We start from the raw sequence: 26,526 nt of genomic DNA on the forward strand, positions 1-26,526 counted from the left end.
CAAATGGAGCTTGAAATGTCTGATATCAAAGGAAAAGTCATTGCCATCACCGGAGCCAGCAGCGGCATCGGAGAGGCTGCGGCAAAGGTACTGGCTGCCGCAGGCGCCCATATCGTGATCGGCGCACGCCGCACCGAGCGCCTGGAGGAACTCGCCGGCGAAATCGCCGCAAAGGGCGGGACGGTGCGCCTGCGACAGCTTGACGTCACCGACCGTTCCCAGGTGGAGGCTTTCGCGGGCTTTGCCAGGTCGGAATTCGGCCGGCTGGATGTCATCGTCAACAATGCCGGCGTCATGCCGCTCTCGCCGCTCGAGGCTCTCAAGGTCGACGAGTGGGACCGGATGGTCGACGTCAACATCAAGGGCGTTCTCTACGGCATCGCGGCAGCGCTTCCGATCATGAAGGCACAGGGATCAGGGCAGATCATCAACCTGTCTTCGATCGGTGGCCACAGCGTCTCGCCGACGGCGGCCGTCTATTGCGCGACGAAATTTGCGGTGCGTGCGATCTCGGACGGATTGCGGCAGGAGACCGATCGTATCCGCGTGACCGTCATCTCTCCCGGCACGACGACATCGGAACTGGCCGACACCATCACCGATCCGACGGCGCGCGATGCCATGAAGGCTTTCAGGGCGATCACGATCAGCCCCGAGGCCATCGCCAATTCGATCCTCTACGCCGTCAGCCAGCCTGATGACGTCGATGTCAGCGAGATCATCATCCGGCCGACAGCCAGCCCGCATTGAGTGGCTGAGACTTTGCCAACGCAATTCCAGCAAAAGTGTAGAGCGTTTTTGCGTCCGGAATTGCGGAAAACGAAAAGCCTCCGCCGCCTAAAAACCCAGCGACTGCTGGGCAGACGGCGGCGGTGCAAGGTTGACGCCTTCGAGCTCCAGCATGCGGGCCTTCGATGACGAACCGCCGGGAGCGGAGAAACCGCCGATCTTGCCGCCGGCCGCAAGCACCCGGTGGCAGGGAATGATCAAAGCGACCGGGTTTTTCGCCATCGCCTGGCCGACGTCGCGAGCGGCTTCCGGCCCGACCCCGAGCTCCTTGGCCAGCGCGCCGTAAGTGGTGGTGCGGCCCCAGCCGACACGCCTTGCCGCTGCATAAATATCCCGGAAGAAGGTATCCTGGCCGGCAAGATCGAGTTCGACGCCGGAAAAATCCGTCTCCTCGCCCTGGAAGTAGCGCTTCACGGCCGCGACCGTTTCCAGCACAGCAGGCGTCGGCGCGCCGGCTTCGGCATCCGGCAGGCGGCGCAGCAGCAGCCGTTCGGTCGCTTCCGCTGATTTGGTCGGCAGTTGGAAGCGGGTGATGCCGGCATCGCTCCAGGCGATGCCGCAGAAACCGCCCGCGGTTTCGAAGATGAGATAGTGGTCTATGGTCTGGCCCATGACACAGCCTCCGCGTTTTCGATTACCACCAAAATCGTATGGGACGGCCGCTGTTTCAACCCGTTTCTTGCGCGCGCCGGGCTTTCGGGAAAGATCGCGGTCCCCAGGAAACATACACTCCATCCGGACCCGGAGGTGATGGATCTGATTACTTCGACGGCCAGCATATTGGGGGATTATGTTCTCTTTTTGTTCTTGCTTTTTCGTTCTTTCGGCAATAGCCTGCTTTGCTTTTTGGAGACGACGAGGTGGGTCATGACGCCTGAAATTCTATGAACCAGATGCTCCTCGACTTCGGAGACGACAAAAAAGGGCGCGGACGGCCGGGCAAGAATCACGATGCTGAACATCGACTTTTCTTCGCCCTCTATCCTCCTGACGCCATCGAGCAGCAGGCGGCGTCGATCGCCCATGACTATTGTCGAGCCTTCTCCCTTGCCGCGGCTGACGACATTGCATGTAACGATCATCTGGGTCGGCGACTATGCGAGGCTGCCGGAGGATGTGGTCTTCGCAGCGCTACAGGCCGGCGCCACAGTCGAGAGTGCCCCGATCGCAATGAGCTTCGATCGGGTCATGCGATTCCCGCAGGCCCGAGCGCTTGTGCTTTGCGGCGAAGGCGGACGGAAACCGCTCACCCGACTGCGCGTCCAACTCGGCGTCAGCATGCACAATGCCGGATTTCCGCACAATATCGGCCGCAATTTCAAGCCGCACATGACACTGCTCTACGACCGCAAGACCGTGCCGCCGGCGACCCTCGACACACCCGTTTCATGGACGGCGTCCGAATTCCTGCTCATCCACAGTGTTCTCGGAAAATCCGAACATCGGATCATCGATCGCTGGCCGTTGCTCGGCTGAGGACAGCGAGTTCGCGGATCTCGGCTTGCGCTTGCCTGATTTCCGCGCATAAAGCTTCGAAGCCTGTTCCGGCATCGGTGCAAACGGGGAGCGAAATCAGCATGGACGTTTCAGAGATCATCATCCCTGGAGATACGCCGGGAACGGAGTGGCGACTGCCGGTGCTGGGCTTTAAAGGCCGCGATCCGAAAGCGCCGAAGACCTATATCCAGGCGGCACTGCATGCCGGCGAGCTGCCGGGAACGGTGCTGCTGCATTTCCTCTGCGAAAGGCTGCGGGAGGCGGAAAGCCAAGGTGGGATCGCCGGTGACATCACCATCGTGCCGCAGGCCAATCCGATCGGTGCGGCGCAATCGCATTTCGGCGAGCTGCAGGGTCGTTTCGACTTGGGCTCACGCACCAATTTCAACCGGGATTTTCCGCTGATCTCCATTGTCGATCGCGCGACGCTGATCGAGGATCTCGATGATTACCCGGCTACCGACAGACTGAAGCGGCAGCTGCTGCATATGGCGCTTGGGGCCGATCTCGTGCTCGACCTGCATTGCGACGACGAATCCCTGCAATATGCCTATATCGACGAGGCCTTCTGGCCGGAGGCGGCCGATCTCGCCGCCGCGCTCGACATGGAGGCCGTGCTGCTTTCGGATGGCGAAAGCTCGGCCTTCGAGGAGGCCGTCGGTTTTGCCTGGAAATATGAAGTGCCCGGCGAACGCCGCCCCCGGCTGCCCGGCAAACTCTCCGTCACCGTCGAGCTGCGCGGCAAGCGCGACGTCGATCCGGTACTGGCGAAATCGGATGCGGACGGGCTCTGGCGCTTCCTCGCGGCACGCGGGATCGTTGGCGACGAAAAACCGGCGGCAACGGCATTTTCCGGTCCGGCCGTGCCGCTCGACAATGTCGAGATCATCCGCACGCCAGAAGGCGGCGCCGTGCTTTTCCATCGCGATATCGGCGAGAGGGTTGCCGAAGGCGACCGCCTAGTGACGATCGTCACCCGGCCGGGGCAGCCGGGCGGCAGCATCGAGCTCACCGCGCCGCAGGACGGGCTGATCCTGACCCGGACCTCCGACCGGCTGGTGCGGCGGCGCGGCGACCTGATGAAGATCGCCTGCGACGAACCCAGCAAGGCTTCCCGCAAGGCCGGCACGCTGGAGAATTGAGCGGGGCCGGTTTGTCCTGCTGCGATTATCGACGCGCTCGGGGATAAAACGTCGCGCAGCGTTTGCGCCGGCCTTCGTGCATGTTATCTCGCTGCCATCACAGGGAGATCGATCGGGCATGGCCGTCACCATCTATGGCATCAAGAATTGCGACACGATGAAGAAGGCCCGCAGCTGGCTGGAAGAACACAGCGTCGCCTATGAGTTTCACGACTACAAGGCGCTCGGTATCGACCGCGCCCATCTCGAAACCTGGATCGACCAGGCCGGCCTCGATACCGTGCTCAACCGCGCCGGCACCACTTTTCGCAAACTGCCGGATGCGGAGCGCGAGAACCTCACCCGGGAGAAGGCGCTCCAACTGATGCTCGAGCAGCCGTCGATGATCAAGCGGCCGGTGCTGGAGGCGGAGGGGAAATTGCTGGTCGGCTTCAAGCCGGAGATTTACGCCGGAACATTCGGAAGCTGACAGGCGGCCGGGTGAACTCACGAGGGAAAGAGATGTCCAAGACCACGCGCGCGACACAGGTTCTTTCGCAGGCGGGCGTCGCCTTCACCGTTCACTCCTATGACTACGACCCCAATGCCGAGCGCGTCGGGCTGCAGGCGGCCGAAGCACTCGGCGAGGCGCCGCATAGGGTGCTGAAGACGCTGATGGCGGAGGTGGACGGCAAACCGGTCTGCGTCGTCGTGCCGTCGGACCGCGAAGTCAGCATGAAGAAGCTTGCCAGCGCCTTTCACGGTAAATCGGCCCATATGATGAAGCCTGCCGATGCCGAGCGGCTGACGGGCTACTATGTCGGCGGCATCAGCCCGTTCGGCCAGAAGAAGACCGTGCCGACGGCGATCGAGGAGGCCGCGCTTGGCGAACCGCTGGTCTATATCAATGGCGGGCAGCGCGGGCTGCAGGTGCGGCTCGATCCGAAGCATGCGTTGAAGGCGCTGAAAGCTGTCGCCGCGCCGCTGATTGCCTGATCGGAGCATGATGCCGAAAAGTGTAAGCGGTTTTCGGACGACATCATGCTCTTACTATTGAATCTAGAGGAAGCGTTCGAGCAGGCCGGCGATCGTCTTCGCCTCGTTTTCGGCAAGCTTGGAACCGATATGGGTCTCGATCGATCTGGCATAGACGATCCACATGCGCTCGCGAAGCTTTCGGCCGGCATCTGACAGCACCACCCAGCGGCCGCGTCCATCCTCAGCGAAGACCTCGCGCCGCACCAGCCCCTCTCTTTCCAGCCGGTCGAGCAGGCGAGAAAGATTATACTGGGCCAGCAATGTCCGCTCTTCGATCTCGTAGGGGCGCAGCTTGCCGTCTTGCGAGCGCGCCAATTCCCACAACACGTCGTACCAGGCAAGCGGCGGCATGCCAGCCGCCTTCAGGTCGGCTTCGATGGCAGCGAGCAGCCGCTCGCGGGCGCGCATGATACTCGTCCAGGCGGAGGTGACCGCTTCGCTTGGATTCGACGGTTTTCCAGACATAAATGCAGTTACATCTATCTTGAATTCCGCCGCAAGCGATATTAGATGCAGTTACATCTATTCTCATTGCCAAGGAGGCCCTCATGAGAAAGCTTACCCTCGTCAGCCATCATCTCTGCCCCTATGTGCAGCGCGCCGCGATCGCGCTGCTCGAAAAGGGCGTGCCTTTCGAGCGCATCAACATCGATCTTGCCAACAAGCCGGACTGGTTCCTGAAGATCTCGCCGCTCGGCAAGGTGCCGCTGCTGCGGATCGAGGAGGAGGATGGCAGTCAGGCCGTGCTGTTCGAAAGCAGCGTCATCTGCGAATATCTGGAGGAGACGCAGCCGGGTGTGGCGCTGCATCCGAAAGACGCGGTGACGCGTGCCCGCCACCGCGGCTGGATGGAATTCGGTTCCTCCGTGCTTTCCGATCTCTGGGGTTACGAGACGGCTGAGGATGCCGCGCAGTTGGAAGCCAAGCGCACGGCGCTCATCTCCAAATTCGCGACTGTCGAGAACGTGTTGACGGTTGGCCCCTATTTCGCCGGCAACGACTTCAGCCTGGTCGACGCCGTCTTCGCGCCGGTCTTTCGGTATTTCGATCTGTTCGATACGCTCGGCGACAGCGGCATCTTCGAAGGGCTTGAACGGGTGAAGCTGTGGCGCAAGGCGCTTTCCGAACGGGCGAGCGTCAAGGCCGCCGTCGGCGCGGACTACCCGCGGCGGCTGATGGAATTCCTCGAAAAGCATAACTCGATCCTGCTCAGGCTGCCTGCTGCAGCTTAAGCCCCGCGAGCGGCCGGACATATAGTCCGGCCGCTGCAATTCGGCAGCGGCGCGCTTCATTTTCGCCGCAAACGGGTCTAAGTCTTCGGCCTCTCACCGTCGATGACAGAAGGCAGGTTGCACCATGACTTTCATGCCCCAGAGCCAGAACACAATTGATCCCGTCAAGCTGGAAAAGCTTGCGGAAGTCGCCATCAAGGTCGGGCTGCAACTGCAGAAAGGTCAGGATCTGGTGATCACTGCGCCTGTCGTGGCGCTGCCGCTCGTCCGCCTGATCACCAAGCACGCCTATCAGGCCGGCGCCGGGCTGGTCTCCGCCTTCTATTCCGACGAGGAGACGACGCTGGCGCGCTATCAGTATGGCAGCGACGAGAGCTTCGACCGCGCCTCCGGCTGGCTCTACGAGGGCATGGCCAAGGCCTATGCCAATGGGGCGGCCCGTCTCGCGGTCGCCGGCGACAATCCGATGCTGCTGTCCGAGCAGGATGCCGGCAAGGTCGGCCGCGCCAATCGCGCCAACTCCACCGCCTACAAGCCGGCGCTGGAAAAGATCTCGAATTTCGACATCAACTGGAACATCGTCTCCTATCCGAACCCGTCCTGGGCCAAGGTGGTCTTCCCCGACGATCCGGAACCGATCGCGATCGCCAAGCTCGCCAAGGCGATCTTTGCCGCCTCGCGCGTCGATGTCAGCGATCCGGTCGCCGCTTGGGCCGAGCACAATGCCAACCTTGGCAAGCGCTCCGCCTGGCTGAACGGAGAACGCTTCGCCTCGCTGCATTTCCGGGGACCGGGCACCGACCTGACGGTCGGGCTTGCCGACGGGCATGAATGGCATGGCGGCGCTTCCACTGCCAAGAACGGCATCACCTGCAATCCGAACATCCCGACCGAGGAAGTCTTCACCACGCCGCATGCGCTGCGCGTCGAAGGCCATGTGTCGAGCACCAAGCCGCTCTCGCACCAGGGCACGCTGATCGACAATATCCAGGTGCGTTTCGAGGGCGGGCGCATCGTCGAGGCCAAAGCCTCGCGCGGCGAAGAGGTCTTGAACAAGGTGCTCGATACCGATGAGGGCGCGCGCCGGCTCGGCGAAGTGGCGCTGGTGCCGCATTCCTCGCCGATCTCGGCGAGCGGCATCCTGTTCTACAACACGCTGTTCGACGAAAACGCCTCGTGCCACATCGCGCTCGGCCAGTGCTATTCCAAATGTTTCCTCGATGGCGCGACGCTCAGCCAGGAGCAGATCAAGGCACAGGGCGGCAATTCCAGCCTGATCCATATCGACTGGATGATCGGCTCCGACAAGGTCGATATTGACGGCATCAAGCCGGATGGTTCACGGGTTCCGGTGATGCGGCAGGGCGAATGGGCCTGAGCGGCATCATCGTGCGCTGACTGAGCCAGACGCTGGCAAGCACCATAGCGAAACCGCCGATCTGCACCGGCGTCAGGCTCTGGCCGAGCGCCAGCCAGCCGAGCAGGGTCGCGACCAGCGGACTAAGGAAGCCAAGCGAGGCAACCGCCGAGGGCTCGATGCGCGACAGGCCGCGGAACCAGAGCAGATAGGTGAAGGCTGCGCCGATCAGCCCGAGATAGGCTATGCCGGCAATGTTTGCGGCGGTCGGCTTCGGCAGCGCCGGTTCCAAGATAAAGGCGAACGGCACCAGCAGCATGCCGCCCGCCGTCAATTGCCAGGCGGTGAAGGTGAGGTTTGAGACCGGCGGCGCCCAGCGGCGCGTCAGCACCGTGCCGAAGGCCATCGAGACCGCGCCGGCGAGACCAGCAGCGACACCTATCGGATCGAGCCCCGCCTTCGGTGTCAGCACCAGCAGTCCGACGCCGGCCATGCCGACGAGACCGGCCAGCACGGCAAGCAGCCGGATCGGGTTGGCGAGAAAGAGCCCCGACAAAGCGATGACGATCAGCGGCTGCACGGCGCCGACCGTTGCGGCGACGCCGCCCGGCAGCCTGTAGGCCGAGACGAAGAGCATCGCCCAAAAGAACGAGAAATTCAGCGCGCCGAGAACGAAAGCCCTTCCCCACCAGATGCCGAAAGGCAGCTTTCTGACCAGGAAGAGAAGCAGCAGGCCGGCCGGCAATGCACGCAGCATCGCAACCGTCAGCGGATATCCGGCCGGCAGGAAAGCGGTGGTGACGATATAGGTGCTTCCCCAGATTGCGGGTGCGAGCGCGGTTGCCATAAGATCGGCGACATAGCGTGAATCTGTCTTCATATCAAGAATCTCTATTTCAAGATAAATTCATCCTACACCTTCTTATCTTGACGTCAAGATAATGAATGGTATCGATGGAGCATGAGCGAAGACGGCAAGATGGACCATGTCGACAAGATCCTAGCGCAATGGCGACGGGAGCGGCCCGATCTCGACGTTGAACCGATGGGCATCCTCGGCCGTCTGAAACGCCTGAGTACCCATCTCGGCCGCGAAGTGGAGGCCGTGCTCATGAAGCAGGGGCTTTCGTCCTCCGCCTTTGACGTGCTGGCGACGCTGCGCCGCGCCGGCGCCCCCCACCGGCTTTCGCCGGGGGAGCTTCTGGAGATGACCATGGTCAGCTCCGGCACGATGACGAACCGCATCGACCAGCTGGAGAAGGCGGGCTACGTCGAACGTATCCTCAATCCGGAGGATCGCAGGAGCGTGCTCATCGCGCTGACGGAAAAAGGGCTTGCGACGGTGGAGACCGCCGTCGATGCGCATGTCGTCAATCAGCACCGGCTGTCGAAAAATCTGAGCGCGGCCGACAAGGCGGAACTCGACAGGCTGCTGCGCAAGTTTCTTGCGGACTTTGAATAGCGGCTATCGAATTGCCGATAGCAGCTTGCGCACACGATCGAGATGCACCCTGCGCTTTGCATCCGAGGCCCGGTCCATGTCGTGCAGGCTGAGCATGCGGAAATTCAATCCCTTCGAGCAGAAGGCGGCGATGCCGCGCTTCAAGAGCCGGCGTACCGGATCACCCATATAGAGACGCACCAGCCACCAGGGCGAGCCTGTCGTCGTCAGCGCATAGAGCAGCCTGATATGGGTCAGCTGCGGCACGATACGGCCGCCGGCGGCATCATGGCTGAAGGCAACGCCGGGGGCGAAAACACGGTCGAAGAAACCCTTCAGGACGGCGGGAAAATTGAACCACCACTGCGGAAAGACGAAGATCAGGCCGTCGGCAGCCTTCAGGCGGGCAACGATATCGGCAACGGCTGAGGTATCGTAGGGAATGTCGAAATAGCTGCCGCGCTCAGCCTTCGAAAGGCGCGGATCGAAATTTTCGGCATAGAGATCGAGTAGATCGACGACATGGCCGGAGGCTTCCAGTGCTTCGCGGGCCGTGCGCGCCACCGAGGCGGCGAAACTGTCCTCCAACGGATGGGCAAGCACCAGCAGGATCCGCATCGTCAGAACAGGCTTCCCTGCTTCGGCGGATCTGCGGGTCTTGTGCTGCGCTTCTTGGCACCGGCCGGCGGTGTACCGCCTTCCGTGGTCATGGCGCCGACACGGCCGTCGGCGAATTCGATGGCGATGCCCATGCCGGCGGAGAGCTGAGCAGCTTGCGAGACCGGCCTGTTATCCTCATCGCGAATGACGGCGTAGCCGCGCTTCAGCACATTCTTATAGGAGAGCGACTGCAGCACGCGGTCCTGCGCGGAAAGCTCGGCGCGCGCACGGGTCAGCTGGTAGCGGACCGCCGTATCGGCATGGCGCGAAAGATTGCCAAGGCGTTCGCGACCGCGGTCGGTCTGGCTCTTCAGCCGGGCCGGCAGTGAGGCGAGGATGGTTTCGGCGCGATCGACGCGCGATTTCGAGCGGTCGATCAGCCGCTCGACCATGCGCTCGGCCCGGGCCATGCGCTCGTTCAGCGTCTGGCGGCGCTCGGCGATGCGATTGGACAGTACATCAGGACGCAGATGCGCGGCGACACGCTCGAAGCCGCGGCGCTTGTTGATGGTGTTGAGCTCCAGCCCGCGGCCGAGGCCGGTTGCCGCCTCGTCGAAACGGCGGCGCGGCAAGGCGAGAAGCTGATCGAGCGAGGGCAATGCCCGCATCAGAGCACGCACCGACTGGCGGCGCTGATCCATCTGCCGGTTCATGCAGCCCTGCAGCCGCGCGGCAAGAGCGGCGGCCTGCGCCTCAAGCTCGGCCTTGACCGGCACCGCCATTTCCGCTGCCCCGGTCGGCGTCGGCGCGCGGACATCGGCGGCATAGTCGATCAGCGTCCAGTCTGTCTCATGGCCGACGGCCGAGATCAGCGGTATCCGGCTTTCAGCCGCGGCACGTACGACGATTTCGTCGTTGAAGCTCCAGAGGTCTTCCAGACTACCGCCGCCGCGCGCGACGATCAGCACATCCGGGCGCGGGATGGCGCCTGAAGGTTCCAGCGCGTTGAAGCCGCGGATGGCGTTCGCCACCTCATCGCCGGAGCCCTCGCCCTGGACCTTCACCGGCCAGACGAGGACATGCACGGGAAAACGATCGGAGATGCGGTGAAGGATATCGCGGATCACGGCGCCGGTCGGCGAGGTGACGACGCCGATCACGCCGGGCATGAAGGGCAACCGCTTCTTGCGGGCGGCATCGAACAGGCCCTCGGCACCGAGCTTGCGCTTGCGCTCTTCGATCAGCGCCATCAGCGCTCCGGCGCCGGCAGGCTCCAGCGTCTCGATGACGATCTGATATTTCGAGGAGCCCGGAAAGGTGGTGACCTTGCCGGTGGCGATGACTTCCATGCCCTCTTCCGGGCGGAACTTCAGCCGCGAGAAGGTGCCCTTCCAGATGACGGCGTCGATGCGGGCGCGGTCGTCCTTCAGCGCGAAATAGGCATGGCCCGAGGAGTGCGGCCCACGATAGCCGGAAATCTCGCCGCGCACACGAACCTGGTCGAAGGCGGTTTCAACGGTGCGTTTGATCGAGCCGGAAAGTTCCGAAACCGAATATTCGGCAAGGTTGGTCGGCGAATCGCCGTCGAAGACGTTGCTCATCCCTCTTTGTATGTCGATCAGCGATAAACAGGAAGCTCGGCCTTGGTGCAGGAACCTGTTTTCCCGGCCGTTGAAATCGTTGTGGGAGGAGTTCGTCGCCATTGCATCAAAAGCGCTCGTCTCAACGCATCCTGCACATGCACTCGTTGTATCCAGGTGGACAAACAACAAAATCGTGTAAATTTGTTTTGCTGCGGAACGGATAGTTAGAATATGCGTTTTACCCGAAAGGGATTGCTAACCACCGCAATACAAAGGCTTTTTGGCGAGGACCGTCGGTAAATCTTTGTTAGTTGGCGCTTCCTATGCTTCCCCTCGTTCTCTCTGGGAAGGTGCTGAAATGATTATTCTCACAGCAGCAGCATTGGGCGTCAGCGCCGGGCAGACGCGTTCGGCTGGCGTGATCGCGCTGGTCGCCGCGCTGATCGGAATGACATTCGCGTTGGCGGCGATAACCTCGCCCGGGCCGGTGTCTATTCTCGCATTCGTCTATGCCGTGCTCGGCTATAATGGCGGCCTCATGCTCTTCGTGCTCGGGCTCTATGCCAATCAGCGCCTTCGCCGCGCCATGCGCGTTTCGCACTGACAGCGCGTTTTCACACTGATAAGCGCGTCGCGATTTTTCAGATTGGCTCCCGCGCTTGTTTGGTTTTTACGCATGTCGTTATCGCGACATGCTTTTTCCCATCCTGAAGATTGCCGGCGTTAGTTCGTCGCCGGCCGATAGCGAAAGAACTGAACGCCCACGTCCGCCGCCTTCGGAAGCGGTTCCAGATAGGGCGGGATATTGCCCTTGCCGAGCTCAGCATAGAGCCCATCCGGCTTCAGTTTAGCGATCTCGCGCGTCTGCAGGTCGCCGGGGCAGAAGGCAAGCACCGTCACGCCGGTCCCCTTCAGGAAGGCTTCCGCCTCCTGCGGCTCGGCCATGCCGATATGCAGCTCCGTCAGCATGCCGCCCTGATTGCGATGATAAGGCGCAGAAAGAACCCGGTTCGCGGTGAAGCGGAGGATGGGCACGCCCATTTCCGACGGCGCCGAGACCAATCCGGCCGGCAGCCCGGCGAGCGGCGCCAGCGCCGCTTGCGATGTGCAGGAAATCTTCTTTGCCGGCTCTGCCGCCTTCTTCTGCGCGGCATTCTGCATCTGCAACGAGATAAACCCGCCACCGACGGCCCAGGCGGCCGGAGCACTGGCGAGCACGGTCACGATATAGACGAAGGCGGCTGCGACGTTCTCGCTGTCGCCGTTGGAGATGCGGCGGACATCTATAATCAACAGGGCAAGCGGCAGGATGGAGATCAGGTTCGAGAACGTCGAACCGCGCACCTGGACCAGCGCGATTGCCCAGCTCGTCATCAGCAGGAAGAGCAGGACCAGGTGGATTTGCACGCGGTCACGCTGGAGGACGCGGAAGATGCAGACGGCGATGCCGAACAGGCCGGCGGCATAGAAGCCCCCGATCGAGAAGAGATCGGTGCGTGCGAGAGCGAAAATCGACTGCGCTTCCGAAACATTTCTCAGCCAGAGCTCGACGAGCATCGGGTCGAGACTGGCCAGCGGATCGCTCAGGCATTGCGGTGCGATAACGATCGCCGAACCGAAAACACCGGCGCCGACGACGGCGAGTGCGGCAAAGCGCAAGGGCCGGCGCAAGCGGCTGGCAAAGACCGCCGAAAACAACAGTAACCCGCCGCCGATCGCCGCCAGGCTGTAGTAGCCGAGCGAGAGATTGTCGCAGGTGACCGTCGAATAAAGCCGGGGCGGCACCGTTGCGAAGAAAAGGATGCTGATCGCAATCGCCAGCGCCAGCCCGAAGGCCTTGGCGGCGGCGGCAAAATTTTCGCCCTCCCATGCCCAGAGCAGGGCGATGGTCAGGCAGACGGCGGCGACGAAGGGGGTTGTCTCGGCGCCAATGGCGATGGCAACGGCTGCCGCGATACCGGCGACTGCATAGCTCCAGGCGCGACGCTCTGGATCCAGCAGCATCGCGATCATCGGCGCGACCAGCGCCAGCTGCGCATTGTGATGATCGATGGCGCCCGGCGCGAAACGGTTTCCGGTGTAGATCGCGAGACCGGTCAAGCCGAGACTGATATGCATGGCGGCAATACCGCCGATGCGCCGGCCGGCAACCGCCATGGCGAGCATGGCGGGCAGGATGAGCGATACCGGCCAGACGGCGAGCGCCAGCGCTTCGGCCGTCTCGCGGGGCGCAAACAGGCCAAAGAACCAGATCAGCGAGGCGATCGGCAGATCGATCAGCCGCGACCAATGCATCAGCGTGCCGCCGTCGAGGCCGAGACGGTATTGCATCAGATCGAACCAGCCCTGCCCGGCCAGGAAATCGCGAACCTCGACGAGACGCATTCCGTCATCATTGTCGGGGCCGACGTAGTCGGTGGCACCGGAAAGCTTGGTGATAAGGATGGCGACAGCAAGGACGACGCTATAGGCGATGACGGTTGGCCAGAGACGCGTCAGCAGGTCGCGCAACCCGCCCCTGGGAGCGTCGATCGCGGAGGATGCATGGGGGATCGGCTGCACAGCGTTCATCGTGGTTAGCGGTTCGTTTCGATACCCGAACTTTAGCCGCCGCCGATCAAGAAAGTGTAAAGCCGTTTGTGGCAGCTGCCGATTTTGCCTGCGTCATAGGGTCTTATTAACGGCGCATGATTTAGGCTGAGCGCGGCTTTCAAGTGTAACGAGTAGAGTCATGGCCCGATCGCGTACCGATAATCTGAATATTGCCGTCCTGCTCCCCTGCTATAATGAAGCCGCGACAATCGGCGCTGTCGTGCGGGGTTTCCGGGCAACGCTGCCCGATGCTGCGATCCACGTCTATGACAATAATTCCACCGACGGCACCGCGCTGCAGGCCATGCTTGCCGGCGCGCATGTCGTGCGCGAGCGGCGTCAGGGCAAGGGCCATGTCGTTCGCCGCATGTTCGCCGATATCGACGCCGACATCTACATCATCGCCGACGGCGACGGCACCTATGCGCCGGAGGATGCCGAGGAACTGGTCCGCACGCTTCTGACCGAGCGCGCCGACATGGTGGTCGGCACCAGGCGCGGTGTGCACGCCGATGCCGGTCGTCAGGGCCATGCGCTCGGCAACCGGCTTTTCAACCTGCTTTACCGGATGATCTTCGGCCCCGACTTCACCGATATCTTTTCCGGCTACCGCGCGTTTTCGCGCCGTTTCGTCAAGAGTTTCCCGGCAGTATCAGGCGGCTTCGAGATCGAAACCGAGATGTCCGTGCATGCCTCCCGGCTGAAGCTGCCGGTCAGCGAGCTGGAGCTCGACTATGGCCGCCGGCCGGAAGGCTCGCATTCCAAGCTTTCGACATTCCGCGACGGCGCCAAGATCCTCTGGATGTTCGCGATGCTGATGAAGGAAACCCGGCCCTTCGCCTTTTTCAGCGTGATCAGCGCCACTTTCATGCTGACGAGCCTCGGCTTCATGGCGCCGGTGCTGGCGGAATATTTCGAAACGGGTCTCGTCAGCCGCATGCCGACCTGGGTGCTGTCGACGGCGCTGATGATGATTTCCTTCATGCTGTTCACCGCCGGGGTCATCCTGGATTCGGTTGCGCGTGCCCGCGCCGAACAGCTTCGTATCCATTATATGGGCCTGGAAAGGCCAAGCGCGTTGAAGGCGCCGCTCGGCGACGCAGGGCCGGTCTCGTCGCGCGCGCGTCCCGGCAAGGCGGATGCGGCATGAGGAAGCTCGTCCGCTTCACCATCGCCGGCGGCATCGGCTTCCTCGTCGATGCCGGCATCCTGTCGGCGCTGCTCCATCTCACGCCGCTCGGGCCGTTTCTGGCGCGGCTCGTGGCGATCGCCTTCGCGATGGCCGCGACCTGGGCTTTCAACCGGCGCTTCACCTTCGATCGCTCCGGCCGTTCGCTTGCCGCCGAAGGCTTCCGCTACGGCTCGGTCGGGGTGACGGCAGCGCTCGTCAATTACGGCCTCTATTCCGCGCTTCTGCTGTCGCTGCCGGCGCTTCAGCCGCTGGCAGCCATGGTGATCGCCAGCATCGCCTCGATGATCTTCAGCTTCTTCGGCTATTCGCGCTTCGTCTTCCGCGCGGAATAGTTAGAGCACCGCGCGTCCAATAGGACGCGCTAAGGACGCTCTAACCCCCTGAAGTGGTGCATAACCCCGAAAATCGATTCCGATTTTCGGGGTTATGCGCTAGACTGCTTCCCAGCCATCCTTCTCGCTGGCCCGGTAGATCGCGTCGATCACCTTCTGGTTCAGCTTCGAATTTTCGAGCGTGACGATCTCTTCCTTGCCGTTCGTCACCGCCCGGGCAAAGGCCTCGACCTGCCGCTTGTACTGGCGGCTGTCCTGGAAGCGGAAGATGCGCGATTCATTGTGGCTGCGGTCGGCAAGCTCGATCTCTTCCGGTCCCCAGCGATTGGCGTTGAACGGCGATTTGACCTCGATATAACCTTCGGTGCCGTGGAAGACCATGACCTGGCGGTTGGCCATCTGCGTCGAGATATAGAAGCTCAGCTCGAAATCGCCGAAATCGGCCTTGACGCTCGAATAGATATCCGTGCCGAAATCCGCATCGCGCTCGGTGATCGCCTGGATCCAGAGCGGCTCCTTGCCGGTGGAAAAACGCGTGCCCATGACGGGATAGACGCCAATATCAGGAAGGCCGCCGCCGCCGAGCTCGGGGATATTGCGCATGTTGGCGGGGTCGCGATTGAAATAGGTGAAGGCGCCCTGCACATGCCGGAGCGAACCGATGGCGCCCTCGTCGATCAACGAGCGCACCTTCTGCCAGACCGGGGAATAGGTGATCATATAGGCTTCGGTGACCACCACCCGGTTGCGGTCACGGGCGGCGATCAGATCATCGATATCGCCGGCCTTGAGCGCCAAGGGCTTTTCGCAGAGCACGTGTTTGCCGGCATCGGCTGCTTTGATCGACCATTCGATATGCTGCGAGGTCGGCAGCGGGATGTAGACGGCGTCAATGAGGTCGGAGGCCAGCATCTCCTCGTAGGAGCCGAAGGCATGCGGCACCGAGAAGCGGTCGGCCATCTCACTTGCGCGCGCCAGATCACGGCTGGCAATCGCCGTGACGACGCAATTCTCCGCATCCTGGATCGCCGGAACGACGTTGTCGCGGCCGATCTTCGCCGTTGAAATGATACCGAAACGCAGCATGATCCAAGTCTCCCAAACTGATTTCCGCGAACCATATTCAGGCCTTAGCTGCGGCGCAATGGCGCGACCTGAAATCACGGAAGTTTGCCTTCCCGGATGCGCGGATCGCACTAAGTTGGTCAGGGCGGCGTTCTGCCGTATCCGCGATTTCAATTGCTTCACACTTCTGGAGAGCGTCATGGAAATGCGCCGGCTTGGAAAAACAGGTCTATCGGTCGCGCCGATCGTCATCGGCGGCAATGTCTTCGGCTGGACGGCCGACGAGAAAACATCCTTCGCCATTCTTGACGCCTTCTTCGGCGCGGGCCTGAATACGATCGATACGGCCGATGTCTATTCCTCGTGGGTTCCCGGCAACAAGGGCGGCGATTCCGAGGAAATCATCGGGCGCTGGCTAAGCCAAGCCAAGGTCTCCCGCGACAAGGCTGTCATCGTCACCAAGGTCGGCTCCGACATGGGACAGGGAAAGACGCTGAAGGAGACCTATATCCTGAAGGCGGTCGAGGATTCGCTGCGCCGGCTGCAGACGGATTATATCGACGTCTATCTCTCGCACTGGCCGGATGAAGATACGCCGCACGAAGAAACGCTCGGCGCCTATGCCAAGCTGAAGCAGCAGGGCAAGATCCGCGCCATCGGCTGCTCGAACTATGATGCGAAACTGCTCCAGGCTTCCTTCGACGCTGCCGAAAAGGCCGGCCTGCCGCGTTACGATGTGCTGCAACCGGAATATAATCTCTATGAACGTTCGAGCTTCGAGGGGCCGCTTGCCGATCTCTGCGTCAAAGAAGACATCGGCGTCATCACCTATTTCAGCCTCGCCGCCGGCTTCCTCACCGGCAAATACCGCAGCAAGTCCGATACGCAAGGTCGCGCACGCGAAGGCCGGGTTTCGAAATATCTCGACGACAAAGGCCTGCGCATCCTGGCCGCGCTCGACAAAGTTTCGGCCGAGACCGGGGCCAAGCCGGCGGAAATTTCGCTCGCCTGGCTGCTGCGCAAGAAGGGCGTGACGGCGCCGATCGCCAGCGCGACCACCCTTTCGCAGCTTGAAAGCCTGGCAAAATCGGCGACACTGGCGCTTTCCGATGACGCGATGGCGCTGCTTGACGAAGCCGGCGCCTGAAAGAAGAGATGCCATGACGGTGACGATACGCGATGCCCGCCCCGAGGACGAAGACCGCTGGCGCGAACTTTGGGCGGCTTACCTCGCCTTTTACGACGTCACGGTCGATGCCGATATCACCGATTCCACATGGCGCCGGGTCTTCGATCCGGCGTCGGCGATCGCGATGCGCGTCGCCGAAATCGATGGCCGGATCATGGGCTTTGCGCTCTATCTCACCCATGAAGGCACGTGGATCCGCGGCAGGGACTGCTATCTCGAAGACCTGTTCGTCGATGCCGATGCGCGCGGCAAAGGCGTCGGGCGGGCGCTGATGGACGATCTCGTATCGACTTGCAAAGCCCAGGGCTGGTCGCGGCTCTACTGGCATACGAGCGAGCAGAACAGAACGGCGCGAGCGCTCTATGACAGCTATGTCGAAAGCGACGGCCATATCCGCTATCGGATCAGCTTCTGAACTTGGGAAATCCCTCATACCATTCGGAATGATCACCCTGCCAGTTCGCCATACCCGCCTTGGTCAGGATGCCGCGCGGACTGATATAGCTCTGGATCAGCCGTTTCGGCCGTTCGTGCCACTGGATATTGAAGGCCCAGAGCTTCGGGAAGAAGCAGAGCGAGGCATAAGGCAGGTGGTCGTGAATCCACCAGGCAAGCCGCTGCCAGTCGCTTTCATCGTGGTAGTGGTCGACCATCCATGGCACGGCAATACAGACGGCTGCACCCATGCAGCCGTCAAAGTCCCTCATATCCCAGATGTGATGCGCTGACGTGGCGGCATTGGTCGAGCAGTTCAGTTTGTTCTCATTGCCGAACCTGTTGACCGCCGGCGAACGATAGCCGGAACGGATATGCAGGCGCCCGAACGTCGCCTCCAGCGGCTCGAGCAATTCCTCGCAGAGCCTCTTGCCCACCTCGATCGCCAGATCGGGATCCTCGGGGATATTGGGGATGCGATGGAAATCGGCGATTTCGGAATGCAGGAAATCGCGAAGGAAGAAGTTTTGCGACAGCCTTACGCGGCCGAGATCCTCCAGACCCTTCATCGAATTCGGCTTTCGCATGACTTTATCTTCCTCCCATATCCACGGCAGGAATCATCGCCCGGCACCGATTTCCAGTCCACCCGAAATCGATCGGGAACAATTAGCGCGATCTTCGCTTCTTAATGTGTCGCCGCATTCGCGGTTTTCCCCAGAACAAGGATCGAGAAAATGGCCAAGGAAAAGACGTTGGAAGATCTATTCCACGACACGCTCAAGGACATCTACTTTGCCGAACGGCAGATATTGCGCGCCCTGCCGAAGATGGCGCGCGCCGCCCAATCCCCCGAACTGAAGAAGGGCTTCGAAAAACACCGCGAGGAAACCGAAGCTCAGGTCGAACGCCTGCAGCAGGTTTTCGAGCTGATCGGCAAACGCGCCCAGGGCAAGACCTGCGAGGCGATCCAGGGCATTATCGCCGAGGGCGAGGAAATCATGGAGGAATTCAAGGGCACGGTGGCTCTCGATGCCGGCCTGATTTCGGCTGCCCAGGCCGTCGAGCATTATGAAATCGCCCGCTACGGCACGCTGAAGACCTGGGCTGCGACGCTCGGCCTCAAGGATGCCGTCCGCCTGCTCGATCAGACGCTGCAGGAGGAAACGGCCACCGACAAGACCCTCTCCCAGCTCGCCACCACGGCGGCCAACCAGAAGGCAAAGGCTGCCTGATGAAATGATGGGAACGGGCGGCTGCTTCAGTATTTATCGGCCGCCCGCATCCTTCTCTGCATATCTGAAGAAATCGATGAAGGCGCGCAGTGCCGGCCGCATCTGCCGCCGGCTGGGGTAGTAGAGAAACGGCCCGGCATAGGGTGCGCACCAATCCTCCAATACCCGCACAAGCTTGCCGCTCGCCAGTTCGTCATCGACCCGCATATCGAACAGATAAGCAAGTCCGGCGCCGTTCAGCGCCGCAAGCAGGGCCAGCCGATCCTCGCTGACGATCAGCGGCCCATCGACCGAAACGACAAGTTCCTGCCCGTCCTTTTCAAATTCCCAGCGATAGATCGAGCCGTTGGTGAAGCGCCGCTTGATGCAGCGGTGATTGACGAGATCGCGCGGATGCTCGGGCTTCGGATGGTGCTCGAAATAGTTGGGCGAAGCAGCAATCACCGTCGTCAGATTGGGCGAGACCCTGACGGCGATCATATCGGCTTCCAGGCTCTCCTCCAGCCGGATACCGGCATCGAAACCCTCCTTGACGATATCGGTGAAGCCGTCCTCATTGGCGATTTCCAGGGTGATATCGGGATAGAGGTTGAGAAAGTCGCCGAGCCGCGGAGCGAGCAGCAGATCGGAGGCGAAGCGCGGCGCGGTGATGCGCAGGTTTCCGGCCGGCTTGGCGCGCGTATCGCGGACGGCCTCCAAGGCAATATCGATCTCCTCGAGTGCGGGACGAAGTCTTTCAAGCAGCAGCCGGCCCTCCTCCGTCGGCGCGACGCTGCGGGTGGTGCGCGCCAGAAGCCGCACCCCCAGACTTTCCTCGAGGCTCGATATCGCATGGCTGACAGCCGAAGGCGCGACGAGGAGTTCCTTCGCCGCGGCCCGGAAGCTGCGATGCTCCGAGACGGCGGCGAGAACGGCGAGTTGCGAGAGCTGGGTTCTGTTCATTGATCGAAATGATAGAACAACCTGTTTGAAACCGCATGTATTTTCTGATCGATGCCGCAGCGATATGGTCTGCCCGTACCGCAACAACCGATCACGCGGTTCAAAACCGCTCACAAAGGAGCGCACCATGAAAACCCGGAAACTCGGAAACGATCTGACCGTCTCTGCCGTCGGCCTTGGCTGCATGGGCATGAGTTTTGCCTATGGCGCCAGCGACGATGCGGAATCGATCAAGACACTGCATCGCGCCATCGATCTCGGCGTCACTTTCTTCGACACCGCCGAAGTCTATGGTCCCTTCACCAACGAGGTTCTGCTCGGCAAAGCGCTGAAGCCATTCCGGGACCGCGTGGTGATCGCTACCAAATTCGGCTTCAAGATCGATGCCAACAAGCCGGGTGCTGCCGCCATCGCCGGCGTCGACAGCCGCCCCAAGCATGTGCGCGCGGTCGCCGAGGCTTCGCTGAAACGCCTCGGCATCGACACCATCGACCTCTTTTATCAGCACCGGGTCGATCCCAATGTGCCGATCGAGGAGACCGTCGGCGTCATGGCGGAACTGGTGAAGGAAGGCAAAGTCCGGGCGCTCGGGCTTTCGGAAGCCGGCAGCGCAACCATTCGCCGCGCCCATGAAGTCCATCCGATCGCAGCCCTGCAGAGTGAGTATTCGCTCTGGACGCGCGATCCTGAAGAGGAGGTGCTTGCGACATGCCGCGAACTCGGCATCGGCTTCGTACCTTATAGCCCGCTTGGACGCGGCTTCCTGACCGGGTCGATCCGCAAAGTGGAGGATCTCGCTGCCGACGATTTCCGTCGGCAAGTGCCGCGGTTCCAGGCGGAAAATTTCGACGCTAATGCCGCCCTTGTCGCGACTCTCGAGCGGCTTGCCGCCGAGAAAGGCGTGACGGCGGCGCAGCTGGCGCTGGCCTGGGTGTTGAACCAGGGCGACGACATCGTGCCGATCCCCGGCGCCCGCAAGCTTCACCATCTCGAACAGAATGCGGCCGCTGCCGATATCGTGCTGAGCCCGGCGGAACTCGAGCAGCTCAGCGAAGCGATCCCCGCCGGACAGGTGGCCGGCAAGCGCTATTCGGACGCCTCGCTTGCCATGACGAATATCTGAACCCCTACCGAAACAAAGAGCGAAAGCCCGGTCGGCAAACAACCGGCCGGGCTTGCCTTCGGGGCTGGCGAAACTATCTAAGGCCATCTCGAAGAACGGGATGACAATATGTCGGACAGGCAGGCAGTCGAACAGACGGTTCATCTCTATGTCGAAGGCATGGCCTTCGCCAATGAGGCAGCCTTGAAAAAGGCCTTTCACCCGCAAAGCTCGATCATCGGCCATTACGAAAATGCGGTCGAATGGCTGACGCGGGACGAGTTCATCGCCGCGATCCTGGCAGAAGAGCCGGCGCCACCCGGCACGCAGCCCTACATGGACATTCAGAGCGTCGATGTCGAGGGCGAAGCGGCAAGCGTCAAGGTGACCGACGACTTTGCCGGAATGCGCTTTACCGATTATCTCTCGCTGCTGAAGATCGACGGCCGCTGGACGATCGTCAGCAAACTCTTCCATCTGCATAGGTGAAAGGACCGGCCGCCATTCGCGACCGGTCCACTATTTGACAACGTTGGGTGAAGCTCAGCTTCTGAGGACGCCGCCGGTGAATTTGGCGACGCTGGCGACGATCTTCTGCGTCAGCGCCTCGAAATCCTCGTCCGTCAGCGTGCGCTCGACCGGCTGGATCTGAACCTCGATCGCCACCGACTTCTTGCCGTCGCCAACCGATGCACCCTCGAAGATATCGAAGACATTGACGCCGGTCACCAGCTTGCGGTCGGCGCCGGTCGCGGCCTTGACGATGGCGCCGGCTTCCACCGTCTTGTCGACGACGAAGGCGAAGTCGCGCCGCACCAGTTGGAAGGGCGACAGCTCGAGCGCCGGCTTGGTGCGCGTCGCCTTGCGCTTGGGCTCCGGCATGGCGTCGACATAGACCTCGAAGCCGCAGAGCGCGCCGGAGACGTCGAGCGATTCCAGCGTCAGCGGATGGAATTCGCCGAAATAGCCGAGCACGACCTTCGGCCCCATCTTGATCGTGCCGGAGCGGCCGGGATGATACCATTCCGGTCCGCCCTGCTCGATCTGGATATTGCCCATCGGCAGGCCGCAGGCTTCGATGACGGCGAGCGCGTCGGCCTTGGCGTCGAAGACGTCGACCGGCTTGCCGCCGCCCTTGGCGGCGTTCGACCAGGCGCGACCGGCGCCGGCAAGCGAGGCCGTGCCGCGGCGAATGCCGCCGGCCACGCGGCGCTGACCGTCCGCCCTGTCGTTCTCGTAAGTGCCGGAGACCTCAAAAAGCGCGACGTCGCCGTAACCCTTGTCGGCATTGCGCTGGGCTGCGGTCAGCAGGCCCGGCAGCAGCGAGGGGCGCATATCCGACATTTCGGCGGCGATCGGGTTGGCGAGCTTGAGGGCGGGCGAGCCGCCGCCGAAGAGCTTTGCCTGGTCTTCCGGAATGAAGGACCAGGTGACGGCTTCGAGCATGCCGCGCGAAGCCAGCGCCCGCTTGGCGAGGCGGCTGCGGATCTGCAGCGTCGTCAGGATCTTGCCGTTGACGGCCGCGTGACTTTCGAGCGGCGCCGGCTTGATATTGTCGACGCCGTGGATGCGCATGACTTCTTCCACGAGATCTGCCTTGCCGTCGACATCGGGACGCCAAGAGGGAACGGCGACGGAGACCCGCTCGCCGGAACCGGAGACCTTGAAGCCAAGGCGCGTCAGGATCGTGTTGCTTTCCTCATTCGAGACGTCGAGGCCCGTCAAGCGCTTGACCTCCGAATAGGGGAAATCGACGATCTTCGGCTGGTAACCCTTGTAGCCGACGACCTCTGCTCTGGCGGGCTTGCCACCGCAAAGTTCCACCACCAGTTCCGTCGTGCGTTCGAGACCGGGGACCATATATTCCGGATCGACGCCGCGTTCGAAGCGGTAGCGGGCATCGGTGATGATGCCGAGGCTGCGGCCTGACTTGGCGATGTTCATCGGGTCCCAGAGGGCGGATTCGATCAAAACGTCGACAGTGCTCTCATCGCAGCCGGAATGTTCGCCGCCCATGATGCCGCCGATCGATTCGATGCCATCCTCATCGGCGATGACGACGTTGTTCGGCGAGAGCTTGTATTCGCGCTGGTCGAGCGCCAGCACCGTCTCGCCCTCGACGGCGCGGCGGACGGTCAGGTTGCCCTTGATCTTGGCAGCGTCGAAGACGTGGATCGGCCGCCCCTGATCGAAGGTCATGTAATTGGTGACATCAACAAGCGCGTTGATGGGGCGCAGGCCGATGGCGATCAGCCGCTGCTGCATCCAGCGCGGGCTCGGGCCGTTCCTGACGCCGCGCACGAGGCGCAGCGCAAAACCCGGGCAAAGCTTCGGATCGTCGAGATCGAGCGTCAGCTTCACCGGCGTCTCGCCTTCGACGGCGAAGGACGGCGCGGGCCGCGTCTTCAACGTGCCGAGGCCGGAGGCAGCGAGATCGCGGGCGATGCCGTGGATCGAGGTGCAATCCGGCCGGTTGGGCGTCAGGTTGATCTCGATTATCGGGTCGTCGAGATGCGCATAGGCGGCATAACTCTGGCCGACCGGCGCATCCTCGGGTAGATCGATGATGCCGTCGTGACTGTCGGAGATCTGCAGCTCCTTTTCGGAGCACATCATGCCATGGCTTTCGACGCCGCGGATATTGCCGACGGCGAGCGTCACGTCGATGCCGGGAACATAGGTTCCGGGCGCTGCGAAGGCGCCGACGAGGCCGGCGCGCGCATTCGGGGCGCCGCAGACGACCTGGACCGGCGCGCCGGATCCGGTATCGACCATCAGCACCTTCAGGCGATCGGCCTGCGGATGTTTTTCGGCCGAGACGACCCTGGCGATAACGAAGGGCTTGAATGCCGCCTTGTCGTCGACGTCCTCGACCTCCAGTCCGATCTCGGTGAGGCGCGTGCAGATTTCATCGAGGCCGGCATCCGTTTCCAGATGCTCTTTCAGCCAGGAGAGCGTGAATTTCATCGTCCCAATTCTCCGTTCAAGCGCTGAGGCCGCCGAACAGCGTCGGCATGTCGAGCGGGCGGAAGCCGTAATGCGTCATCCAGCGGACGTCGGCGTTGAAGAAGTCGCGCAGGTCGGGCATGCCGTATTTCAGCATGGCGATGCGATCGAGGCCCATGCCCCAGGCAAAACCCTGATATTCGTCCGGATCGAGCCCGCCGTAACGCAGCACGTTCGGGTGGACCATGCCGCAGCCGAGGATTTCCATCCAGTCGGTACCCTCGCCGAACTTGACGATCGGGCCGGAGCGGTCGCACTGGATGTCGACCTCGAAAGAGGGCTCGGTGAAGGGGAAGAAGGACGGGCGGAAACGCATCGTCACGCTGTCGACCTCGAAGAAGGTCTTGCAGAATTCTTCCAGCACCCAGCGGAGGTTGGCGACATTGGCCTTCTTGTCGACGACGAGGCCCTCGACCTGATGGAACATCGGCGAATGGGTGGCGTCCGAGTCCTGGCGGTAGGTCTTGCCGGGAATGATGATGCGGATCGGCGGTGTCTGCGCCTCCATGGTGCGCACCTGCACCGGCGAGGTGTGGGTGCGCAGGACCTTGCGCTCGCCATTCTCATCCGGGTTGAAGAAGAAGGTGTCGTGCATCTCGCGGGCCGGATGGCCTTCGGGGAAATTCAGCGCGGTGAAATTGTAATAATCGGTCTCGATGTCGGGACCTTCGGCGATCGAGAAGCCCATGTCGGCGAAGATCGCGGTGATCTCGTCGACGATCTGGCTGATCGGATGGATACGGCCGCGCTCGGCCGGCGAAGAGCGCACCGGCAGGCTGACGTCGACCGTCTCGGCCTTCAGCCGCGCATCGATCGCCGCTTGCCGGAGCGTCGTCTTGCGGGCAGTAAGCGCCTCGGTCACGGCGGTCTTCAGAACGTTGATCGCAGCGCCCTTGCTTTGGCGCTCTTCCGGCGTCATGGCGCCGAGCGTCTTCAACAGTTCGGAGACGGAGCCCTTCTTGCCGAGGGCGGAAACGCGCACGGCTTCGAGCGCCGTTTCGTCATCGGCGGCGGCGATTTCGGCGAGCAGCGATGCATTGAGCTGGTCGATATCTGACATTGTCACTTCTTTCCGTCCAGTATCAGGCGGGCGATCGGGAGGCAGGCGGCGCCGGCCGGCGCCAGGAATATAAAGAAAGAAAAACCCGCGCTAGCCCAAACCAGCGCGGGTTTCCCAAAATCATAAATTCAAAAGCTTGGGAAGCGCTGGTTACTTGACCGCGCCTTCAAACTCGTTCGTCGTACCGGCTTCCTTGAGGTATTCAAGAGCCTTCTTGGCAGCGCTGACCAGCGCGCCGAATGCTTCCGGCTCGTGGATCGCCATGTCGGAGAGAACCTTGCGGTCGACTTCGATGCCAGCCTTGTTCAGGCCGTCGATGAAGCGGCCATAAGTCAGGCCGAATTCACGCACAGCGGCGTTGATGCGCTGGATCCAAAGCGCACGGAAGTTGCGCTTGTTGACCTTGCGGTCGCGGTAGGCGTACTGCTTCGAACGATCGACAGCAGCCTTGGCGGTACGGATGGTGTTCTTGCGGCGGCCGTAAAAGCCCTTTGCGGCCTTCAGAACCTTCTTGTGCTTGGCGTGAGAGGTGACGCCTCTTTTTACACGTGCCATATCATGATCTCCTTAAATCTAGCGTTCGCGGACGAGTCTCAGAGACCGTTCGGCAGGTAATTCTTGATAACCTTGCGGCCATCCGGTTCTGCGAGAACCATGGTGCCACGTGCATCGCGAATGAACTTGTTGGAACGCTTGATCATGCCATGGCGCTTGCCGGCAGCGGCAGCCTTGACCTTGCCGGTTGCGGTGATCTTGAACCGCTTCTTGGCAGAGGACTTCGTCTTCATCTTGGGCATTTTGCTACTCCTTCTGTCCTCCCTGCGCGCTTTATCAAAAAAGCCCTTTTCGCGAAGTCCGGTTCTCCGGCCGTCGCAACCAGGTGCGGGAGCGTTTGTTGTTGATCCGCGGCATCGGCGACGAACCGTTCCGCAAGCATTCGAAACTGCCACGGCATGCCCTGCCGGTCAGTTCGGACGCGCGCTTATAACCGCAGCGTCATGAAAGTGCAACGGGGCGGCGGAGGAATCTTCGCGCCTCCCAGAATACAGTGGCAGAAAGCACAAAAGCCGCCCTTGCGGACGGCCTTGGGCGAAAAACTGCCTGGCGCTTATTTCGGCGCCAGCACCATCATCATCTGGCGGCCTTCGAGCTTGGGTTCGGCTTCGACCTTGGCGAACTCGATCGTATCGGCCTTGACCTGCTGCAGAAGCTTCATGCCGAGTTCCTGGTGGGCCATTTCACGGCCGCGGAACTTCAGCGTCACCTTGACCTTGTCGCCTTCGTCGAAGAAGCGGCCCATCGCCTTCATCTTCACCTCATAATCATGGGTGTCGATGTTCGGGCGCATCTTGATTTCTTTGACTTCGACGATCTTCTGCTTCTTGCGCGCCTCGGCAGCCTTCTTCTGGTTGGCATATTTCAGCTTGCCCAGATCGAGGATCTTACACACCGGCGGTTCGACATTGGGGGAAATTTCGACGAGATCGAGGCCGGCTTCTTCCGCCATTCTCAAGGCCTGGTCGGTAGGCACGACGCCCATATTCTCACCGTCAGCCCCGATCAGCTGAACTTTGGGAATGCGGATTTCACGGTTCGAGCGCGGTCCGTCCTTCACGGGTGCGTCGGTTTTAAAAGGTCTGCGAATGGTCGTATTCTCCTCGCGTTGTTTCGGAACGTTGCAGCATCGCGCTCCCAATCAGGGGTGCACAAACGTGTCG

General features: G+C 61.8%; 28 protein-coding genes and 2 pseudogenes. 16 read left to right on the top strand and 14 right to left on the bottom strand.

What is annotated here, in order from left to right; genetic code table 11:
- Positions 1–15 precede the first annotated feature (15 nt).
- The gene (locus tag OIU37_RS18270) at positions 16–750 is read left to right on the top strand and encodes an SDR family oxidoreductase (protein ID WP_180694039.1); all 735 of its coding nucleotides are present in this window, start codon (positions 16–18) and stop codon (positions 748–750) included.
- 87 nt (positions 751–837) lie between these two features.
- On the opposite strand, the gene OIU37_RS18275 is transcribed toward OIU37_RS18270, so the two are convergent.
- Positions 838–1,401, bottom strand: a complete 564-nt coding sequence (locus OIU37_RS18275) for a methylated-DNA--[protein]-cysteine S-methyltransferase (RefSeq protein ID WP_264258255.1) — start codon at positions 1,399–1,401, stop codon at positions 838–840.
- A gap of 272 nt (positions 1,402–1,673) precedes the next feature.
- Between OIU37_RS18275 and OIU37_RS18280 the strand changes: the two are divergent.
- From OIU37_RS18280 to ybaK, 4 genes and pseudogenes are all read left to right on the top strand, one after another.
- Positions 1,674–2,265, top strand: a pseudogene (locus OIU37_RS18280) (2'-5' RNA ligase family protein).
- A 101-nt stretch (positions 2,266–2,366) separates the two neighbouring features.
- Positions 2,367–3,428, top strand: coding sequence for a succinylglutamate desuccinylase/aspartoacylase family protein (locus OIU37_RS18285; RefSeq protein ID WP_264258256.1), 1,062 nt, complete (start codon positions 2,367–2,369; stop codon positions 3,426–3,428).
- 118 nt (positions 3,429–3,546) lie between these two features.
- Complete coding sequence (locus tag OIU37_RS18290; protein WP_264258257.1) at positions 3,547–3,897, top strand: ArsC family reductase; 351 nt, start codon at positions 3,547–3,549, stop codon at positions 3,895–3,897.
- A 32-nt stretch (positions 3,898–3,929) separates the two neighbouring features.
- The gene (ybaK, locus tag OIU37_RS18295) at positions 3,930–4,403 is read left to right on the top strand and encodes a Cys-tRNA(Pro) deacylase (RefSeq protein ID WP_264258258.1); all 474 of its coding nucleotides are present in this window, start codon (positions 3,930–3,932) and stop codon (positions 4,401–4,403) included.
- A 63-nt stretch (positions 4,404–4,466) separates the two neighbouring features.
- Here ybaK and OIU37_RS18300 read toward each other — a convergent pair whose 3' ends face one another.
- Positions 4,467–4,910, bottom strand: coding sequence for a MarR family winged helix-turn-helix transcriptional regulator (locus tag OIU37_RS18300; RefSeq protein WP_264258259.1), 444 nt, complete (start codon positions 4,908–4,910; stop codon positions 4,467–4,469).
- Positions 4,911–4,993: 83 nt separating this feature from the next.
- Here OIU37_RS18300 and OIU37_RS18305 point away from each other — a divergent pair, with 83 nt between their 5' ends.
- Together OIU37_RS18305 and OIU37_RS18310 are read left to right on the top strand one after the other, a co-directional pair.
- Positions 4,994–5,677, top strand: coding sequence for a glutathione S-transferase family protein (locus OIU37_RS18305; protein ID WP_264258260.1), 684 nt, complete (start codon positions 4,994–4,996; stop codon positions 5,675–5,677).
- A 124-nt stretch (positions 5,678–5,801) separates the two neighbouring features.
- Entirely contained in the window at positions 5,802–7,055 is a 1,254-nt protein-coding gene (locus OIU37_RS18310) for an aminopeptidase (RefSeq protein ID WP_264258261.1), read from the top strand.
- Here OIU37_RS18310 and OIU37_RS18315 read toward each other — a convergent pair.
- The gene (locus OIU37_RS18315) at positions 7,003–7,914 is read right to left on the bottom strand and encodes an EamA family transporter (RefSeq protein WP_264258262.1); all 912 of its coding nucleotides are present in this window, start codon (positions 7,912–7,914) and stop codon (positions 7,003–7,005) included. The two genes, OIU37_RS18310 and OIU37_RS18315, sit on opposite strands and share 53 nt — an antisense overlap.
- A gap of 81 nt (positions 7,915–7,995) precedes the next feature.
- Here OIU37_RS18315 and OIU37_RS18320 point away from each other — a divergent pair, with 81 nt between their 5' ends.
- Complete coding sequence (locus tag OIU37_RS18320; RefSeq protein ID WP_011650088.1) at positions 7,996–8,496, top strand: MarR family winged helix-turn-helix transcriptional regulator; 501 nt, start codon at positions 7,996–7,998, stop codon at positions 8,494–8,496.
- Between the two features lie 3 nt (positions 8,497–8,499).
- Here the strand turns inward: OIU37_RS18320 and OIU37_RS18325 are convergent, their stop codons facing one another.
- Positions 8,500–9,093 (bottom strand): NAD(P)H-dependent oxidoreductase, encoded by a 594-nt coding sequence (locus tag OIU37_RS18325; RefSeq protein ID WP_264258263.1) that lies wholly within the window; start codon positions 9,091–9,093, stop codon positions 8,500–8,502.
- A gap of 2 nt (positions 9,094–9,095) precedes the next feature.
- Positions 9,096–10,676: an exodeoxyribonuclease VII large subunit gene (xseA, locus tag OIU37_RS18330; RefSeq protein ID WP_264258264.1), complete on the bottom strand. Its 1,581-nt coding sequence runs from the start codon at positions 10,674–10,676 to the stop codon at positions 9,096–9,098.
- A gap of 340 nt (positions 10,677–11,016) precedes the next feature.
- Here xseA and OIU37_RS18335 point away from each other — a divergent pair, with 340 nt between their 5' ends.
- On the top strand, positions 11,017–11,262 hold the full coding sequence (locus OIU37_RS18335; protein WP_003544643.1) for a hypothetical protein: 246 nt from the start codon (positions 11,017–11,019) through the stop codon (positions 11,260–11,262).
- 119 nt (positions 11,263–11,381) lie between these two features.
- Here the strand turns inward: OIU37_RS18335 and OIU37_RS18340 are convergent, their stop codons facing one another.
- On the bottom strand, positions 11,382–13,229 hold the full coding sequence (locus tag OIU37_RS18340) for a hypothetical protein (RefSeq protein ID WP_264258265.1): 1,848 nt from the start codon (positions 13,227–13,229) through the stop codon (positions 11,382–11,384).
- 160 nt (positions 13,230–13,389) lie between these two features.
- Here OIU37_RS18340 and OIU37_RS18345 point away from each other — a divergent pair, with 160 nt between their 5' ends.
- On the top strand, positions 13,390–14,400 hold the full coding sequence (locus tag OIU37_RS18345; RefSeq protein WP_264258266.1) for a glycosyltransferase: 1,011 nt from the start codon (positions 13,390–13,392) through the stop codon (positions 14,398–14,400).
- Entirely contained in the window at positions 14,397–14,774 is a 378-nt protein-coding gene (locus OIU37_RS18350; protein WP_180694058.1) for a GtrA family protein, read from the top strand. Before OIU37_RS18345 ends, OIU37_RS18350 begins: the two co-directional genes overlap by 4 nt.
- Positions 14,775–14,873: 99 nt before the next feature.
- On the opposite strand, the gene OIU37_RS18355 is transcribed toward OIU37_RS18350, so the two are convergent.
- Entirely contained in the window at positions 14,874–15,860 is a 987-nt protein-coding gene (locus OIU37_RS18355) for a Gfo/Idh/MocA family protein (RefSeq protein ID WP_264258267.1), read from the bottom strand.
- A 178-nt stretch (positions 15,861–16,038) separates the two neighbouring features.
- On the opposite strand from OIU37_RS18355, the gene OIU37_RS18360 reads away from it, so the two are divergent.
- Positions 16,039–16,986, top strand: coding sequence for an aldo/keto reductase (locus OIU37_RS18360; RefSeq protein WP_264258268.1), 948 nt, complete (start codon positions 16,039–16,041; stop codon positions 16,984–16,986).
- Positions 16,987–16,999: 13 nt separating this feature from the next.
- Entirely contained in the window at positions 17,000–17,443 is a 444-nt protein-coding gene (locus tag OIU37_RS18365; RefSeq protein WP_264258269.1) for a GNAT family N-acetyltransferase, read from the top strand.
- Here the strand turns inward: OIU37_RS18365 and OIU37_RS18370 are convergent.
- A pseudogene (locus tag OIU37_RS18370) lies at positions 17,433–18,087 on the bottom strand (hypothetical protein). The gene OIU37_RS18365 and the pseudogene OIU37_RS18370 sit on opposite strands and share 11 nt — an antisense overlap.
- Before the next feature lie 113 nt (positions 18,088–18,200).
- Here OIU37_RS18370 and OIU37_RS18375 point away from each other — a divergent pair.
- Positions 18,201–18,698, top strand: a complete 498-nt coding sequence (locus tag OIU37_RS18375) for a ferritin-like domain-containing protein (protein ID WP_072639965.1) — start codon at positions 18,201–18,203, stop codon at positions 18,696–18,698.
- 33 nt (positions 18,699–18,731) lie between these two features.
- On the opposite strand, the gene OIU37_RS18380 is transcribed toward OIU37_RS18375, so the two are convergent.
- Positions 18,732–19,640, bottom strand: coding sequence for a LysR family transcriptional regulator (locus tag OIU37_RS18380; protein WP_264258271.1), 909 nt, complete (start codon positions 19,638–19,640; stop codon positions 18,732–18,734).
- Between the two features lie 127 nt (positions 19,641–19,767).
- On the opposite strand from OIU37_RS18380, the gene OIU37_RS18385 reads away from it, so the two are divergent.
- Together OIU37_RS18385 and OIU37_RS18390 are read left to right on the top strand one after the other, a co-directional pair.
- On the top strand, positions 19,768–20,763 hold the full coding sequence (locus OIU37_RS18385) for an aldo/keto reductase (protein ID WP_240604284.1): 996 nt from the start codon (positions 19,768–19,770) through the stop codon (positions 20,761–20,763).
- Positions 20,764–20,871: 108 nt separating this feature from the next.
- The gene (locus OIU37_RS18390; RefSeq protein WP_168308052.1) at positions 20,872–21,231 is read left to right on the top strand and encodes a nuclear transport factor 2 family protein; all 360 of its coding nucleotides are present in this window, start codon (positions 20,872–20,874) and stop codon (positions 21,229–21,231) included.
- 54 nt (positions 21,232–21,285) lie between these two features.
- On the opposite strand, the gene pheT is transcribed toward OIU37_RS18390, so the two are convergent.
- The 5 genes from pheT to infC form a co-directional block, all read right to left on the bottom strand.
- A complete protein-coding gene (pheT, locus tag OIU37_RS18395; RefSeq protein ID WP_264258272.1) occupies positions 21,286–23,709 on the bottom strand; it encodes a phenylalanine--tRNA ligase subunit beta in 2,424 nt (807 codons plus the stop codon).
- 16 nt (positions 23,710–23,725) lie between these two features.
- Positions 23,726–24,808 (bottom strand): phenylalanine--tRNA ligase subunit alpha, encoded by a 1,083-nt coding sequence (gene pheS, locus OIU37_RS18400; RefSeq protein WP_168308054.1) that lies wholly within the window; start codon positions 24,806–24,808, stop codon positions 23,726–23,728.
- Positions 24,809–24,958: 150 nt separating this feature from the next.
- Positions 24,959–25,363, bottom strand: a complete 405-nt coding sequence (rplT, locus tag OIU37_RS18405; protein WP_012759783.1) for a 50S ribosomal protein L20 — start codon at positions 25,361–25,363, stop codon at positions 24,959–24,961.
- A 38-nt stretch (positions 25,364–25,401) separates the two neighbouring features.
- Positions 25,402–25,605, bottom strand: a complete 204-nt coding sequence (rpmI, locus tag OIU37_RS18410) for a 50S ribosomal protein L35 (protein WP_003544621.1) — start codon at positions 25,603–25,605, stop codon at positions 25,402–25,404.
- Between the two features lie 311 nt (positions 25,606–25,916).
- Positions 25,917–26,453, bottom strand: a complete 537-nt coding sequence (infC, locus tag OIU37_RS18415; protein ID WP_075225634.1) for a translation initiation factor IF-3 — start codon at positions 26,451–26,453, stop codon at positions 25,917–25,919.
- Positions 26,454–26,526: the final 73 nt, after the last annotated feature.

The sequence above is a fragment of the Rhizobium sp. BT-226 genome (genome assembly GCF_025847085.2).
In the GTDB taxonomy this organism is placed as follows: domain Bacteria; phylum Pseudomonadota; class Alphaproteobacteria; order Rhizobiales; family Rhizobiaceae; genus Rhizobium; species Rhizobium sophorae.